A 16,789-nucleotide genomic window follows, 5' to 3' on the forward strand; every position below is an offset into this window, starting at 1 on the left:
TTTCATTGAGTATAAAATACTACGCAAAAACTCTCTGTCACGGACGACAAAGAGTCTTTTTTATTTTTCTAAGAGTAAATCTTTCAAAGAAATCAGAGTTACTGCAATTAAAATCATTGCCATGCCAAGAAAATCAATGGGATAAAATTGTTCATTCATAATTAGGAAGGCAAAGAAAACCGCCGAGATTGGCTCAATTGAAGCCAACAAGCTTGACTTGACCGGTCCTATCAGACTGGCTCCTTTAAGGAAAGCTGTATAGGCAAAGACAGTTCCGATAAGAATAATGCCCGCAAAAGCAAGGAGAAAATCAAGACTTGTTGGGATAGTAGTCTGTAGAACCCCTGTAAAAGGAAGGGCGACCAAACCTGCTATGACCATTCCCACACCAATGACCAAGCTACTCCCCCACTTCTTAATCAAGGCTATGGGTAAAATGATATAAAGTGCGTAAGTCAGAGCAGAAAAGAGACCCCAGAACAGACCTGCAGGTGTCATAGATAACTGGTCCAACTGCCCATGTGTTGCGATCAGGAAGGTTCCTCCGATGGCTAATATGATAGAAACAATCTCTCCCAGTGTCGGCGCCACCTTATCCTTGATACAGCTATAAGTCAAAATCCCGACAGGGCAAACATACTGAAGCACTGTCGCGGTACCTGCATTGGTCTCCTGAATAGCAGTTAGATAGGCAAATTGATTGAGGAATAGACCAATTAGAGCAAAAAGAAGAAGAGACAGCAAACTCTTTCTATCCGTTAAAAAGGCCAGCATTTTATCCTTTGCAGTAGCATAAGCCAAGAGCATGAGAATCCCGCCAGCGATTAAAAGACGCAAGTTGGTCAAGACCAGGGCCGAAATTCCGTGTGCCATCAGGTATTGCCCACTCGTTCCTGACAGGCCCCAAGCAATCCCAGCCACAACTGTTAATAGAGTCCCTTTTAAACTATTTGACATGTCTCTCCTTACTATTCTTTGCGAATCAAGTCCATCACTTGATTGCGGTCTACAATCCATTGAGCCCTCTCATCCTTTTCATAGGTACGATTCGATAGGAAAATAGCCGCTTCTTGCTTCTGACGATTCCACATGATAAAGGTACCTGTATAGCCCGTATGGTCTAGCCAATCTCCTTCCAAATTCCATGCCAAAGAACGTTCCTTGTCATCCAAAGGAGAAAAATTTTTACTCAAATCTCTTGCAAAATCATCCTCTAAATAGTGTTCTAAAAAGATTTGTAAATCCTTTACAGTCGAAAATAAACCAGCACTACCAGCATGTCTGCCTAGGAGGCGAGCCTTGGGATCATGTACCAGACCTGCCTCGACACCTCTGACTGTTGGAACAGCAAGCTCAACAGGTCCAAATTGGGTTTCCGTCATTCTCCAAGGATTCCAGACTTGTTCTTGTAAAATCACATCCAAGTCTTGATTAAAGATTCTTTCCAAGATAAAACCCAAAAGTAAAAAATGAACATCCGAATAAAGAAAGGCTGGCTGACTTCGTCTATTGAGATGAAACATCGCTTCCTTTAATTCTGAGGCTGTTAAAAGATCACGATTGGGAATAAACGGATCAAGATTTGTAGCGTGGGTTAAGAGCTGGCGAATAGTGATGTCTGGATAATCACTCTCAGCTAAAAAATCTGTTACCGGTCTGTCAATATCTAATTGACCGTTTTCCCACAAGAAGGTAAAAACGGTGCCAACTCCAACAACCTTACTGACACTAGCAAGGTCATAAACTAGTCCTGTCTCAGTACCCAAGCTATGCTCTGGGTCACTCTGGCCGACATAGAACTCCGTCCATTGATTGCCCTTAAAATACGCAAAAGAGGCTCCAGGATAAATCCCTGCCTCGATTTGTTCTTCTATTTTTTTAATAATCTTGGTCCACTTCATACTTCTTCAAACCACAATTCAACATTATTTCTATCTTTACCAAGGAAGAATTTTTCAGACTTAGGAATAAAATATTCGGTAGACTCAAATTTCTGGCGTAAACTTGCTAAGTCTAATTCATTGACCAAGAACTTGAGCATAGACAAGTCCCAAGTAACCGTATTGTCCACAGTCAAATCTTGCCCCTGAGCTGGGATAAAATCAAGTGATGCACCAATTTCAAATGATTCCAAGAAACTTTCGACATCAGTTGGGAGATGTAATTCCATAGAAATCTCAAATTTACTTAAAGAAATTGATTCCAAATTTGTTTGAAATTCAGGTTTTTCTCCTACTTCTACTAGACTTGCTCTGTCATCTTCTGCGTGAATCAAAATCAAATCATCTTCTGGTGAAAAGATTTCAAAAGCGTAGCCATTTTGTCCCTTATATAATCGATGAATCGAATCCGTTTTAGATAAGAGGCCTTCAATTTCTAAGGGATTTTCCACCTTGACAATCAATCTAGCTAGCTTCTTTCGTCCCTCTACCTTACGAGTACGCATACTTGGAGCTTCTTCTAAAACCAGTTTTTCTAGACCTGTTTGATCACCTAGTGACAGAAAGGCTGACTCTTCTAACAAGGCCTTCATGCCAAGGGTTTCAATATAAAAAGTTTCATTTAATTTTCTATTATTAACTTTTAAAGTAGGAATAATCCGTACAATTTGATTTACATTCATAAATTCCTCCAACTCTTTTATTTTAAAGGATTTTAGATTTTTTTACAAGATATTATGCTCAAATTTACCAATTTTTCGTAAAAATTTCATCTAAAAAAACCGAGGATTTCCTCGGTTTCAATTTCTTATAGGTAAAGGAATTTGAAGATAGCTACTGCCGCAATTGCTGCTGCGATAGGTGCTACTACTGGTACCCAAGAATACCACCATTTTGAATCGCCTTTGTGCTCACCAAGAACTGATTTTGGAAGGAAAGCATGAAGGAGACGTGGTCCCAAGTCACGCGCTGGGTTCAAAGCAGGTCCTGTAGGTCCACCAAGTGATGTTACCAAGGCCATAACGAGGAAACCAAGTGCCAAGTGAGCAATTCCAAGACCAGATGTCATAAATGGTGCTACTTGTTCTTTAGCTTGGTCAAGTGCTGCTGTTACTTGCTCTTGAGGAATTGTTTGACCTTGAGTAGTTGCTTGAGCAACTTGAGCATTAATGGCCGCTTGTGCTTTTGATACTAATTCAGCACCAAAGAAGTTTTTAGTCAATCCAAGAGCTGCGAAGAAAAGAACAAATGAACCAACAAACTCGTTTACAAAACCATTAACAGTTGCTGTGAAATGTGATTCTTTTGTACCATTATCCAAACTTGAAATTGTTGAGAAAGTACCCAAGATATTGTTTGGATTTTCAGTTTTCAAGTAGTATGGGCGGTGTGTTGCCACAACCAAGGCTTGACCAAAGATAGCACCCAAAACTTGTGCGATGATATAAGGCGCAACTTGTGCCCAAGGGAAGAGACCGCTTACTGCAAGTCCAAGAGTGAAGGCTGGGTTGATGTGGTTTCCAGATACGTTACCAAACATCAAGGCAGGAATCATAACCCCCATACCGTAACCAACAGCGATAACGATCCAGCCACTTTGGTGACCTTTCGTACCTTTAAGTTCAACGTTAGCAACTGCACCATTTCCAAGAATGATCAAAAGAGCAGTAGCCAAAAATTCAGTGGCATATTTAATTGCCCATGTGAAATCCATTTGATAGATTCTCCTTAAAATTTTTTAGACAATCCTTATTCTATCAATTTTTATTTCTTTTAGCAACAGGTTTTTAAAAAGAATATATGAGAAAGCGGTTTTATTTCTTATAAAAAACAAAAGGATTAAGAAAGTTATTCTCCTTAATCCTATACTTCTTATTCTTGACGTTGTCCGAAATCTGCAATCATCTGATCCATTTCTTGTCGACTCGGAGTTGTCAGCATATAAAGGTAATCTCCTTGAAGTTCCGCGAAGGCTGCTGGCATGATTTTTTTCACCTTGAACTGCTGGCTATATTTAGCAAGCAAGTCCTCCTCAGAATAGACATAGTGAGCATTTGCACGACGTGATGTAGCCAAACAATACTGAGGTTCAAACTCTGACACTGGGAACTCTTCTCCTGCGACAATCGCCGCATAGCCTCGGTAGAGGTCCAAGGAATGAGCAAAGTTATAAACATCAATGGTAAAACCACCTGCAGGACGGTTATTGTACTCAATGGCAATATAATCGTCTCCTTCACGGAAGAACTCGATATGGAAGAACCGTTCTTTCATACCAAATTCTTTGACAATTGCTTCCCCATACTTGCGTAGTTTAGGATCCATATCCTTTAGCACATAGTAGGAATTGTCCATCTTATACATCATGAGATCAAGCGGTGTATAGGCGTAGTCGAAGGTTGTTGAGAAAACAATCTTACCATCCTTGTCTACTAGACCGTCAAAGGTACAGATTTCACTGGAAGTGACAAATTTTTCAAAGAAATAAAGGGTTGAATGGTCCCATTCTTGTTTGAAGTGATTGATATCATCTTCTGTCTCAAGCTTAAAGGTTGCGGCTGCTCCCACTCCATTATCAGGTTTGGCAATCATTGGAAGGCCGATTTCATTCACAGCTTGATCAACATCTGCTTCCGTCTTGATAACAGCTCCAGGGACCACAGGGACACCTGCTTTTTTGAAAAGTTTCTTCATTTCAGACTTATATTTCGTCTTTTTGAGATCCTCTGGTTTGGCACCAAAGACATTGAATTGTTCTCTGAGTGTTGCATCCAGCTCAAGCCAGTATTCATTATGAGACTCAATACGATCAATGGGGCCATGTTTATAAAAGAGAAAAGCAACTGCGCGTTTGACTTCATCTATGTTCTCAAGGTTATCTACACGGAAATACTCGGTCAGGCTATTGCGTAAATGTTCATCCAATTGCTCGTAAGGTTCCTGACCAATCCCCAAGACGGTAATACCTTTATTGGCTAGTTCAATAGTAAACTGTTGAAAGTTTTGTGGATAATAGGGAGAAATAACAAGGTAATTCATAGGTAACTCCTTTTATAAATAGAGATTTCCGAGGAAATAAGGCATTTGTTTGCGCCACCATTCCCAGTCGTGGGCGACATCGTGTCCCCATTCAGCAAACCAGGCTGGAATTTGTTTTTGGTCAAAGGCTTCTTTGAGCTTGTAAAAGGATGGTAGCCCGTCTTGTTCCCAAGCACCAAGCCCCGTACAAAGCACAATTTCTGCCTGACGGTAGCGGTCAATAAACCAGCCATCATTCTGATTCCAGATATAGTCTACTGGTGAGTTTTGGTAAATAGCATCGTCGTTGTAGTAATCGCCGACAAAGAAACGTGCGTCGTAAACACCACTGAGAGCAATCACCTTGGTAAAGACGTCTGGATGCTGGAGGAAGAAATTGAGTGCATGGTAGGCGCCCATTGAGCAACCTGTCGTCATCATGCCATCAAACCAACCTGTCTTATGCTTGATAAAAGGAATGGCTTCCTCAATCACGTAGCGTTCGTAGGCACGGTGCATCTCTGCTTGGTCATGACCGTTTTTCCAAGTGGCCAACCAGCTCTCACTGTCAACACTGGATAGGGTGAAGAACTGGACACGGCCTTCCTCTATAAAGGAAGCACAGGCATCAATCATGCCAAAATCATAGTATTCGTTATGGCTACCACCTGATGAAGCAAAGACCACAACTGGAATCCCAGCATGACCATAACGGTTAAGGTACATTTCACGGTTAAGATTGCCACTCCAGTGGCTAAGATGTTCAATATGCATATTTTCTCCTTTCTTACTTTACCAGTTTTCTGCAAAAAATCTCAGACAGTCTGGTAAATTTTCCGACCATGGAATCTCACTATGGATGGCACCAGACTGAACTTTCAGCACAAGATTATCCAGATGTACTCCCCCTGCTATCAAATCATGGTAATAGCGTAGCGATGAATCAATATAGGCTTGCTTGATATTGCCAGCCATCAAGGTCTTGTCTGTATCATCTGCTTCTTCTGTTCCTACATAGATAAAGATCCGCTGGTCAGGCGATAGTTTCTGGCGCTCGATATAGCGGTTAAAGGCTTCTTGGTGCAGCCAGTTGGCAGATGAAAAGACACCTAGACAACCGATTTGGTCTTGATATTCCAAACCGATAAACTGGGTAATATTCCCTCCTAGTGAGGACCCAATCATGGCCGTATGCTGGCGATCAGCTTTTGTACGGTAGGTCTCATCGATAAAAGGCTTGACCACCTCCATGACAAACTCGGCGTACTCCACACCCTTACCACCAAACTGCTGCCCAGGGATAGGAGATTCTTGGAACTTCCAAGCCGCATACTCATTCATCCGCCCCATACCATCATTATCAATAGCAACGACAATCATACGACTAATATCAGGATTGCGCTTAATAGCTGGGATAATCTTCCATGAATGGCCAATGAAGGACTCTTTACTATAAAAAACATTTTGACCGTCATGAAAGTAAACAACAGGATAGAAACGGTCCGTGTCTTTCTCATAATCTTTAGGAAGAAGAACACGTACACGGCGCTCCTTACCAGTGTAAGGAACCTTGAGTTTGTGTTCTTTCATTTTTAGATAAAAGTAGGATTGATTCATTGTCAGAAAACTCTCTATATTCAAAATTTTATCTCATTATATCATAAAAATAGAAAAAAAGTCAGTTTTGCTTCCATTTTTGGATTAGAAACTAACTTTTTCATTTAATTTTCTAAATTCTTTTGGATTTTCTGATTAGAGCAGATGATCAATTAAGTCATCCACTTCATCTTTTTCAGCTTGAGGTGTGATTTCAGTAATCATAATCCCTGCCACTGCTCGCTCAACTAAGCCCTTAACATCCATCCGTTTTTCATACTGCTCTGCATTCTTAATCTTAGGATTGGTCTTAGGACGGTCAGGTGCAAAAATCGTACAACAGTCCTCAAAAGGTTGGATAGAAATGTCAAAGGTATCGATTGCCTGGGCAATGTCAATGATTTCCAATTTGTCCATAGTAACCACAGGACGAATGACTGGAGTGCTGGTCACAGCGTTGATAGTCTGCATACTTTCCAAGGTCTGGCTAGCTACTTGACCAAGACTTTCCCCATTGATGATAACTAAACCATTTCTCACCTCACGAATACGGTCGGTAATCCGCATCATAAAGCGACGCGTCAAGGTCATGAGGTAGGCTTCTGGCGCTTTAGCCTTGATTTCCTCTTGAATCTCTGTGAAAGGTACTTCGATAAACTGGATATTTCCACCAAACTTGGTTAATTTACGAGTCAAATCTTGGGCTTTCTTGAGGGCACCAGGACTAGTATAAGGTGGGCTGGCAAAGTGAACAGCCTCAATATCTACCCCTCGTTTAAGAGCTAGATAACCTGCCACAGGTGAATCAATTCCTCCTGACAACATGAGCATGCCTTTACCAGAACTACCCACGGGTAATCCTCCTGCTCCACGGAAGGTTTCATAGGAAATATAAGCTGCCTCCTCACGAATCTCAACCTGAAGATTAATATCTGGATTTTTCATCTGAGCTTTCACGTTTGGAATAGCCTTGAAAACAGCACTACCAAGAGTTTGATTGAGTTCACGACTATCAAGTTCAAAGGTGTGGTCGCTACGCTTACTAGTGATTTTAAAGGTCATCCCTTCCTTGTAAGTTTCTTTCATAATCTCTTGGACAGCAGACTTCAAAACTTCTACAGATTTTTCAACCTTATATACTGGAGAGAAATTCTGAATACCAAAGACTTGCTTAAGTGATTCTGCAACCGCTGTGTAATCCGCCCCATTGAGGTAAGCGTGGGCACGGTCGCGATCTGCGGTTACCTTAACTTGGGGATAGATAGACAAAACGTCTGAAATATTATTACGAAGTTTATTGATGAAACGCATACGATTTTTGTGTTTGGTTGATAATTCTCCATAGCGAATCATAATTTCTGAATACTGCATAAATGCTCCTATCTTACTTTTCTAGTTTGATTGTAAATTAATTTTAGCTTGGTCAAAAACTGCTCGAGCTGACTCATATCATTTTCAAGGTCTAGGCTTAAACGCACAGCTGACTGGGCCTTATCCTTGTCCACTCCCATGGCAATCAAGGTACCTGCAGGTTTACCAGCCTTGGATGAACAAGCAGAGGTCGTAGAAATAAAAATATCATAGTCTTCAAAGGCGTGAACAACGACTTCACCACGAACACCCTTAATTCCAAAAGTCAGGATATGAGGGGCGAAGCCTTCCTCATCTGAAAAGACAAAAATATCTGGATAGTCTAGAAGGGCTTGACGAATCACTGCCTTCATCTGTCCAGTCTTACTAGTAAAGAAATCTAGCTTTTCCATAGACAAACGGAGGGCCTTGGCTGTCGCTGCAATCCCTGCCACATTTTCAGTTGTCGAACGATAATCACGCTCCTGCCCACCACCTGTTAAAAGCGGCGTAATCTTCTTGCCAGATTTGATATAGACAAAGCCAACACCACGGACACCATGAAACTTATGACTCGAGAAGGTCGCAAAATCCACTCGTTCTGTTAGATATTTTTTAGTCGGAATCTTAGCAAGTGCCTGAACCGCATCAACGTGGAAGGAAATCGTTGGCTTGTCTGCCAATAGTTCTGAAATAGCCTCAATAGGTTGGATAGAGCCGATTTCATTGTTCACAGCCATGACAGAAATTAGGATTGTATCAGGCCGTATCAAACCTGCTAGAGCTTCAACATCCACAAATCCTTGCTCATCAACTGGAGCAAAATCTACTTCAAAACCTTGAGAGTTCAACCAGAGGGCTGATTCCTTAACTGCTTGATGTTCGATGGCTGATACGATAATGTGCTTGCCAAACTGAGCTTTTTCAAAGGCCACACCCTTGATAACCCAGTTATCCCCTTCTGTTCCACCAGAAGTAAAGAAGATTTCATCACTTTTCTTACCAATTAAATCTGCAATCTGTTGGCGGGAAGCATCTAAGATTCGTGTTGCCTGGTCTCCCAAACGATGGAGACTAGATGGATTTCCTAAAATTTTTGAAGCCACCTGCATATAGGTTTCAAGGGCTTCAGGATAGGGCTTGGTCGTCGCTGAATTATCAAAGTAAATCATGTTTTCTCACGCTTTCTAAAATCACTCCTTCTATTGTATCATGAAACGGAGCTTGCGACAAGAAAGGGCAATTCCTCTTTTTTTAAGATTTTTTTAAAGAAATGCGGTATAATAAATTTTAATTAAAGGAGAAAATGTATGTCTAATTATCGTAGAACTTCAAAACCAAAAACAGAACACATCAAAAAAGGCTTCACGATCTTTCAAAAAACCGTTGCTACAATCGCTAGTATCCTTGGCTTAATTACCGCAAGTATCACAATCATGAACGCCTTGGATAATAACAAAAATACTAAAAAAGAACCTACGACAAGCCAGACGACAACCATTGTCAAAGAAATTCAAAAAGAATCCCCTAAGGAAAACACCAGTCCCAATAAGGAAACTAACACTACCCAAGAAAAAACACAGCAAGAGGAAACGCCAAAATCCAGCGTCAAGGAAGATAAAAAAGAAGAGCAGAAAACAGCAACTCAGGATTCTTCTACCCCTGCTCCTACTCAAAGTAAACCTGCCGCTAAAAATGAAAAACAGTCCAATACCCCAACTTCAGAAAACAAAAGTAATCAATAGCCAGTAAAATAGCTTCCCTCCAAACTTGGAAAGAAGCTATTTTTTATTGTTGTAATACTTTTCTTGGTTTGGTACCCTCAGCTGGACCGATGACACCTGCCATCTCCAGTTCTTCCATGAGACGGGTCGCACGGTTAAAGCCAACTGACAAACGACGCTGAATCATGGACGCACTGGCTTTCTGGGTCTCAATGACCAAAGCTTTGGCTTCTTCAAAAAGCGGATCTCCACCAGCATCTCCATCTGAAAATTCTCCTTCATTTTCAGAAACCTCTCCTGGATCAAAACTCTCATCGTAGTCTGCATCTGCCTGAGCTTTGATATAGTTTACGATGCGTTCGACATCGTCATCCGATATAAAGGAGCCTTGGAGACGAACTGGATGATTTTCATCAATCGGTTTAAAGAGCATGTCCCCTCGGCCAAGCAGTTTTTCTGCTCCATTTTCGTCTAAGATGGTGCGCGAGTCTGTCCCTGACGAAACTGCAAACGCCACGCGAGATGGGACATTGGCCTTAATCAGACCAGAAATAACATCAACGGATGGACGCTGGGTTGCAAGAATCATGTGGATACCAGCAGCACGCGCCTTCTGTCCAAGACGGATAATGGCATCCTCTACTTCCTTGCTGGCCACCATCATGAGGTCAGCCAACTCATCCACAATCACAACAATGAGTGGCAGTGGAATCTGCTTGTACTCAGATTGAGCATTAAATTCCTCGACCTTGGCATTAAAACCTGCAATATTACGAACTCCCACCTTGGCAAAGAGTTCATAACGGTTTTCCATTTCATCCACAACCTTTTGCAGGGCCTTGCTGGCCTTGCGTGGATTGGTCACAACTGGAATCAAGAGATGAGGAATATCATTGTAAACAGACAACTCAACCATCTTGGGATCGACCATCATAAACTTGACCTGGTCTGGTCTTGCTTTCATCAGAATGCTGGCAATGATACCGTTAACTGCGACTGACTTCCCAGAACCTGTTGAACCCGCGACGAGCAAGTGGGGCATTTTAGAAAGGTCAAAAGCTCTTGCGGTGCCATTAACCGCCTTTCCTAGAGGAATTTCCAAGAGATTTTCAGGCTTGGTTTGAGATTGTTCCCATAGTTCTCGGAAGGAGACAGTGGCAATCTCGGAGTTAGGCACTTCGATTCCGACTAGGGATTTCCCAGGAATTGGTGCTTCAATCCGAACATCCTTAGCGGCCAGTGCCAGTGCTAAGTCATCTGCTAAATTAGAAATGCGGTTAACCCGTACTCCTACTGCTGGTTTAACTTCATACTTGGTCACTGATGGCCCAATTTCGGCCCGTTCAACCGTTACCTTGATACCGAAGCTAGCAAAGGTTTCTTCTAGGATTTTGATATTCTCTCGGACAATTTTCTTCTCTTTAGACTGGTCTTTGGGTTTATCTGGGGCAAAAAGTTGTAAACTTGGAAGTTTGTATTCAAGAGCCTCCTTGGCTGAAAAATCAACCTGAACATCTTCATCATCGGATCCATCTTCTTTGTCAAGGAATTCAGGCTCTGGTTGAGGCAGGATGATTTCTGGTTCCACCCACTCTTCTTCAGGCATAGGTGGAAGATCCTGAGCAGCTTCCTCTGTCAAAATTTCACCTGTTTCCATATCAACAGGAGGCAAATCGAGTAAGGCTTTCTCAGCCGCTTCTTTTTCTAATCTAGCCTCTTCCTCTGCCTTTTGACGAGCTTTTTCTTCTTGTTTGACAAAGCGTTCCTCTTTTCGACGCTCATGCCCTTCTCTCCATTTAGCAAAGCCTCTACTGAAAAATTCAGCAATATCGTAAACAGACCAAGTGCTTACTAGGAGAGCGCCTGCTAAAATCAAGATAGAACCAATAAAGTAAGTACCGATATTTGAAAAGAGAAAGGCAGTTGGCATATAGAGGCCAACACCAATCAAGCCTCCACCAGCAAAACTGGTCGTTCGAAAACCAGTCAAATCAGTCACAACCTGAGCCATGGTTCCTTTTAGAACTGACTTGTCCAAGCCATATTTCCAAACCAAGTAGGCCTCAAAGATCAGGAGCAAGCCTGCAAATATAGTGAAAAAGCCAGATAGGAGTCCTTCCTGTTTTCGTATCCACTTGAAAAAGAAGAGATAGACCAAAAGGCCAAATATTGCCAGATAAGCTAGGCTTCCCACCAGCAAGCGAATTAAATTGTAAAGGGTGATACCTGCAGCCCCTAATTTAAAAGCTGCGAAAATCAATAAAATCGCGATTCCTAACGAAATCAACATTCGTTGAATCGCTTCTTTTCTTTCGAGTTCTGCTTTAGACGGTCTCCGTCTTGTTTTACTTGTATTCTTGTTTGCCATTCTTCTATTATACCACATTTGACAGACATTTCGGAAAGAGAAAAAGACTGGATAAGTGGCCAGTCCTTAGTGCAATCTTTTTTATCATGATTATATTTAATATAGTTGCTATTATATTTTTATTTTAATAAACAAAGTCTCTATGTTTAGACTTTTAAGATTCTACTTTGAAATTTGTATTTTTTATTTCTTGTTTTCTATCTATTTCCCTATCCGCAACTTCCCAAACACAATCGAAATGTTTTTCCATCATAGAAATGAAATCTATTTCATCATTATTAGTTTTAAAAAAGTCATCTTTTTTAGTAGTTTTACGTTCACCTATCAACACAAAATTGGTCTCCCAATTATATGGAGGCAGAGTAACTCTTAAAAAAGCCTTTGTCGTCTTCATATTTTTCTTTTTTTATAAACCAACATAAATGGCAAGCGATATTGTGTTGAATAATAGCGAATTTCCATTTGTCCATTTTCTATATATTTACTATATTTTTCAGTCACATCTTCAATTTCGGTACTAATATTTGTACCAGGCTTACGCAACTCTTCTTTATTCTCAAGTTTCTCTAAATCTGACAAAAAAGAGGTATAGGTCTGAGAACACAAAAAACGAATTTTCATTCCATTATTCATAGCATTTTCTAAGACCGCTTTATTTTCCGTAAAGAAACCAATTCCCGATATAAAAAACAAATCCAATCTTTTAGTATTTTTACATAACTTTTTAATCTCTCTAGTCGAATGCTTTTTCATTGACACCACACCTTTAAAACCATACGATTTCATTTCTTTTGCAATGCGTAAGTCTCTCATAATTTTTTTCGTTATTAAGTAACCAAAACCACCGATTATTCCAGAAGCCAATAGAGCTGATAAAACTGACTCTACTATCTTCTTCCAATCTAAATTCATAATAAATTCAATTATATTCATTTAAAATACTCTCATTATGTTTTTTCATTTCTATGAGTTTTATTTTAGGATATCATTCAAAAACTTGTTTGTCAAATTCTTTAAAAAAGACTGCACCAAACGGTCCAATCTTTTTATTTTCTATCTAATTTTTATGCTTGAGGTTTGCGTAGGTAACCATAGACCACACCACTGACGATTGCTCCTACCAAGACAGAGGCAAGGTAAAGAAGGGCATTTGAAGTAAGGGCGATTACAAAGATTCCTCCGTGAGGCGCCATGAGTTTGATACCTGCAAGACCAACCAAACCACCTGCTACTGCTGAACCAAGAATGAAGCTTGGAATCGCACGAGCTGGGTCTGCTGCACCAAATGGAATCGCTCCCTCGGTAATAAATGACAAGCCCATGATGATGTTTGTCAAACCAGAGTTGCGTTCTTCTTTGGTGAATTTATCTTTGAAAAGAAGCGTTGCGACAAAGATTGCAAGTGGTGGCACCATTCCTCCAGCCATAACTGCTGCCATAGCCACAGAACCACCTGAAGAAACAGTCGCTGCAAGCGTACCTGTACCAAAGACATAAGCAGCTTTGTTGACTGGTCCACCCATGTCAACAGCCATCATTCCACCAAGGACGATACCGAGAAGGACAGCTGAACCGCCTCCAAGACCACCAAGGAAATCATTCATAGCAGTGTTGATTGCTGCCATTGGGATGTTAACAGCTAACATGACAAATCCAGTCAAGATTGTTCCAAGAAGTGGCAAGAGAAGGATTGATTTAGCACCTTCAAGTGAACGAGGAACTTTAACGTATTTCTTGATAGCAAGAACCAAAGCACCTGCGATAAATCCACCCACAAGGGCACCTAGGAAACCAGATGAGACACCTGCAAGAGTTGACGTTGCTTCACCACCTGCGGCATAAGGGATTTTCCCAAAGGCAAAACCTTCTTTGGCAATAGCACCAGCCACGAAACCTGCTACCAAACCTGGTTTTTCAGCGATAGAGTAGGCAACGTAACCTGCAAAGACTGGAAGCATCAAACCAAAGGCTGCACCACCGATTTTCATGAACATAGAAGCTAGCTCATGGTAAGAACCAAGATTTCCAAGGTTTTCATTTGGCACACCCAAAGCCCCATCAATCAAGAAGGCTAGGGCAATCATGATACCTCCACCGATAACGAATGGCAGCATTTGAGATACACCACTCATCAAGTGTTTGTAGAAAGCACCACCAAGGCTTTGTTTTTCATTGCTTGCTGTTGCAGCTTTTGCACCATTAGCAGCACGGTAGACTTCTGCATCCCCAGAAAGAGCCAAGTTAATCAACTCTTCTGTTTTACGGATCCCGTCAGCTACTGGACGATTGATCAATGGTTTGCCATCGAAACGATCCATTTCAACGGCCTTGTCTGCTGCAATGATAACAGCTTTAGCCTTGCGGATATCTTCTGCAGTTAGTTGATTTCCAACACCGCTAGCACCGTTGGTTTCAACCTTAATCCCAACACCCATTTCAGCAGCCACTTTTTGAAGGGCTTCTTGAGCCATGTAAGTGTGGGCAATACCTGTTGTACAAGCTGTAACAGCTACGATAAAGTCACTAGTTTCATTGGCAGGCGCTTGAACAGACTCTTCCGTTTTTTCTGAAGCTTGGTCAAAAAGTTCAATAACTTGGTCAGCTGACGTTGCTTGACGAAGCTTGTCAGCAAAACCGTCTTTCATCAAATATTGGGACAATTCTGCCAAAGCTGCCAAGTGAGTGTCGTTGGCACCTTCTGGAGCCGCAATCATAAAGAAGAGGTCTGTTGCTTGTCCATCTAAGCTCTCGTAGTCAACACCCTTGTTTGACTTAGCAAAGAGAACAGTCGCTTCTTTGACAGCAGCGTTTTTGCTGTGAGGCATTGCGATTCCGTCACCCAAACCTGTAGAAGTCAGAGCTTCACGCGCCAAAATACCTTCTTTAAATGTTTCAAAATCCGTCACATAACCGTGATCTACCAAGCTTTTAATCATCTCTTCGATGACAGCTGTTTTTTCAGTTGCCTGCAAATCCAGCAACATGACATCTTTTCTCAATAGGTCTTGAATTTTCATCGTTTTTCTACCTCAACTTTTTCATATGTTTCTTTAATAAATTCTGCTGTTGCCAAGTCATCCGAGAATGTCGTTGCTGTTCCACAAGCTACTCCCCATTTGAAGGCTTCTACTGCGTCTTTTGATTTGACAAATTCACCTGTAAATCCAGCGACCATAGAATCACCAGCCCCAACTGAATTTTTGACTGTTCCCTTGATTGGTTTAGCGAAGTAAGCTCCCTCATATGTGACAAGAAGGGCACCGTCACCAGCCATAGAGATAATGACGTTTTGAGCACCTTTAGCTAGTAGCTCACGAGCATATTTCTCAATTTGGTCCAAACTTTCAAGTTCCACTCCAAAGATAGCTCCAAGCTCGTGATTGTTTGGTTTAACCAAAAGTGGCTGATAATCCAAACTATCAATCAAAGTCTGTCCTTCAAAGTCACAAACCACTTGCGCACCAGTCTGGCGCGTCAAGGCAATCAAATCCTTATAGATGACATTTCCTAGATTTTTAGCACTTGAACCTGCAAAGACAACTGTATCTTCTGCTGTTAAACTTGAAAGAATAGCTTTCAATTCTTCTAGCTGAGCTGGTTCAACAGTTGGACCCGTTCCGTTGATTTCTGTTTCTTGGTCCGCTTTGATTTTAACATTGATACGAGTATCTTCTGCTACTTGGACAAAACGTGTCTCGATTTCTTCTTCTGCCAGAGTATCTGTGATAAATTCACCAGTAAAACCTCCGATAAATCCAGTCGCCGTATTTGGAATACCCAAGCGTTTCAAAACACGACTGACATTAATTCCTTTCCCACCAGCAAACTTATCATCACTGTCCATACGATTGACACTACCAACTTGTACTTGGTCCAAACGAACGATATAATCAATGGATGGATTGAGTGTGACTGTATAAATCATACTTCTATTACCTCCGTTTTTTCCTTAATAGCCTGCAAGAGCTCATGCCCTTGACTGGTGATAACAATTGCTCGTTTAAGTGGTGCTACCTTGGCAAAGCAAGTTTGTCCAATTTTTGATGAATCCACCAAGACATAGGTCTGTTTGGCATTCTCCAAAATAGCACGCTTAACAGCTCCCTCCTCCATATCAGGAGTCGTATAATAGCCATCGTCCACACCATTCATCCCGATAAAGGCACGGTCAAAGTGTAATTGGTTAATCTGGTTAAGAGCAACGCCCCCGATACTAGCATCCGTCGCTGTCTTGACGCTTCCTCCAACAATGACAGTCGGAATCTGCTTTTCAACCAACTGAGCCGCATGGTGTATAGAGTTGGTCACAACTGTAACATTCTTATTGACCAATTCATGAATCAAAAAGGCTGTCGTTGTTCCAGCATCGATAAAGATGACATCTTGTTCCTTGATGAGAGAAGCAGCCTTTTGGGCCAGCAACTTCTTCTCTTGAAGGTTTTTGACAGATTTTTCTTGAATGGTTTCTTCTTCCTGTAAGGAGTGGGGGAGTTCTGCTCCACCATGCACACGACGAAGCTTGTTTTCTGCTTCCAACTCATCCAAGTCTCTTCGAACCGTTGATTCTGACGTTTCTAGCAAACTAACTAATTTCTCTAGAGAAACTACATGATGTCGATTCAACTCCTCTAAAATCAGTTGTTTCCGCTCTGTTTTTAACACCGAATCACCTCCTGTTATCGTTTACACTATTCATTCTATCACACTTTCTTTCAAAGTCAAGCACTTTTTGTCATTTTCTTTCAAAATCTATCATTTTTTCTTATTTCTAGAATTTTTATTGCAAGATAAGA

16 protein-coding genes are annotated in these 16,789 nt (G+C 41.3%); 1 reads left to right on the top strand and 15 read right to left on the bottom strand.

Annotated elements, in window-relative coordinates; translation table 11 throughout:
- Positions 1-60: 60 nt before the first annotated feature.
- The 9 genes from SK642_RS06090 to SK642_RS06130 all read right to left on the bottom strand — a co-directional run bounded on the left by SK642_RS06090 (position 61) and on the right by SK642_RS06130 (position 9,076).
- Entirely contained in the window at positions 61-957 is an 897-nt protein-coding gene (locus SK642_RS06090) for a DMT family transporter (protein ID WP_033683859.1), read from the bottom strand.
- Between the two features lie 11 nt (positions 958-968).
- The gene (locus SK642_RS06095; RefSeq protein ID WP_033683861.1) at positions 969-1,901 is read right to left on the bottom strand and encodes a serine hydrolase domain-containing protein; all 933 of its coding nucleotides are present in this window, start codon (positions 1,899-1,901) and stop codon (positions 969-971) included.
- Complete coding sequence (locus SK642_RS06100) at positions 1,898-2,623, bottom strand: CppA family protein (protein ID WP_033683863.1); 726 nt, start codon at positions 2,621-2,623, stop codon at positions 1,898-1,900. The genes SK642_RS06095 and SK642_RS06100 overlap by 4 nt, the downstream gene beginning before the upstream one ends.
- 125 nt (positions 2,624-2,748) lie before the next feature.
- On the bottom strand, positions 2,749-3,654 hold the full coding sequence (gene gla, locus SK642_RS06105) for an aquaglyceroporin Gla (RefSeq protein WP_033683865.1): 906 nt from the start codon (positions 3,652-3,654) through the stop codon (positions 2,749-2,751).
- Between the two features lie 158 nt (positions 3,655-3,812).
- Positions 3,813-4,979, bottom strand: coding sequence for an ATP-grasp domain-containing protein (locus tag SK642_RS06110; RefSeq protein ID WP_033683866.1), 1,167 nt, complete (start codon positions 4,977-4,979; stop codon positions 3,813-3,815).
- A gap of 12 nt (positions 4,980-4,991) precedes the next feature.
- Positions 4,992-5,732, bottom strand: coding sequence for an esterase family protein (locus SK642_RS06115; RefSeq protein ID WP_033683867.1), 741 nt, complete (start codon positions 5,730-5,732; stop codon positions 4,992-4,994).
- Between the two features lie 18 nt (positions 5,733-5,750).
- Positions 5,751-6,575, bottom strand: a complete 825-nt coding sequence (locus SK642_RS06120) for an alpha/beta hydrolase (RefSeq protein WP_033683868.1) — start codon at positions 6,573-6,575, stop codon at positions 5,751-5,753.
- 135 nt (positions 6,576-6,710) lie between these two features.
- The gene (gene thiI, locus SK642_RS06125) at positions 6,711-7,925 is read right to left on the bottom strand and encodes a tRNA uracil 4-sulfurtransferase ThiI (protein WP_033683869.1); all 1,215 of its coding nucleotides are present in this window, start codon (positions 7,923-7,925) and stop codon (positions 6,711-6,713) included.
- 8 nt (positions 7,926-7,933) lie between these two features.
- The gene (locus SK642_RS06130) at positions 7,934-9,076 is read right to left on the bottom strand and encodes a cysteine desulfurase family protein (protein ID WP_033683871.1); all 1,143 of its coding nucleotides are present in this window, start codon (positions 9,074-9,076) and stop codon (positions 7,934-7,936) included.
- Positions 9,077-9,214: 138 nt separating this feature from the next.
- On the opposite strand from SK642_RS06130, the gene SK642_RS06135 reads away from it, so the two are divergent.
- A complete protein-coding gene (locus SK642_RS06135) occupies positions 9,215-9,649 on the top strand; it encodes a DUF6556 family protein (RefSeq protein ID WP_033683873.1) in 435 nt (144 codons plus the stop codon).
- A 43-nt stretch (positions 9,650-9,692) separates the two neighbouring features.
- Here SK642_RS06135 and SK642_RS06140 read toward each other — a convergent pair whose 3' ends face one another.
- The 6 genes from SK642_RS06140 to SK642_RS06160 all read right to left on the bottom strand — a co-directional run bounded on the left by SK642_RS06140 (position 9,693) and on the right by SK642_RS06160 (position 16,658).
- Positions 9,693-11,996: a DNA translocase FtsK gene (locus SK642_RS06140; RefSeq protein ID WP_080708953.1), complete on the bottom strand. Its 2,304-nt coding sequence runs from the start codon at positions 11,994-11,996 to the stop codon at positions 9,693-9,695.
- A gap of 154 nt (positions 11,997-12,150) precedes the next feature.
- Positions 12,151-12,390 carry a hypothetical protein gene (locus SK642_RS10935; RefSeq protein ID WP_235230860.1) on the bottom strand — a complete coding sequence of 80 codons (240 nt, stop codon included), beginning with the start codon at positions 12,388-12,390 and terminating at the stop codon, positions 12,151-12,153.
- Positions 12,387-12,929: a hypothetical protein gene (locus SK642_RS06145; protein ID WP_235230861.1), complete on the bottom strand. Its 543-nt coding sequence runs from the start codon at positions 12,927-12,929 to the stop codon at positions 12,387-12,389. The genes SK642_RS10935 and SK642_RS06145 overlap by 4 nt, the downstream gene beginning before the upstream one ends.
- A 131-nt stretch (positions 12,930-13,060) precedes the next feature.
- On the bottom strand, positions 13,061-15,013 hold the full coding sequence (locus tag SK642_RS06150; protein ID WP_033683875.1) for a PTS fructose transporter subunit IIABC: 1,953 nt from the start codon (positions 15,011-15,013) through the stop codon (positions 13,061-13,063).
- Positions 15,010-15,921 carry a 1-phosphofructokinase gene (gene pfkB, locus SK642_RS06155; protein ID WP_033683877.1) on the bottom strand — a complete coding sequence of 304 codons (912 nt, stop codon included), beginning with the start codon at positions 15,919-15,921 and terminating at the stop codon, positions 15,010-15,012. The genes SK642_RS06150 and pfkB overlap by 4 nt, the downstream gene beginning before the upstream one ends.
- The gene (locus SK642_RS06160) at positions 15,918-16,658 is read right to left on the bottom strand and encodes a DeoR/GlpR family DNA-binding transcription regulator (protein ID WP_033683879.1); all 741 of its coding nucleotides are present in this window, start codon (positions 16,656-16,658) and stop codon (positions 15,918-15,920) included. The genes pfkB and SK642_RS06160 overlap by 4 nt, the downstream gene beginning before the upstream one ends.
- Between the last annotated feature and the right edge of the window lie 131 nt (positions 16,659-16,789).

The sequence above is a fragment of the Streptococcus mitis genome (assembly GCF_000722705.1).
Classification (GTDB): domain Bacteria; phylum Bacillota; class Bacilli; order Lactobacillales; family Streptococcaceae; genus Streptococcus; species Streptococcus mitis_P.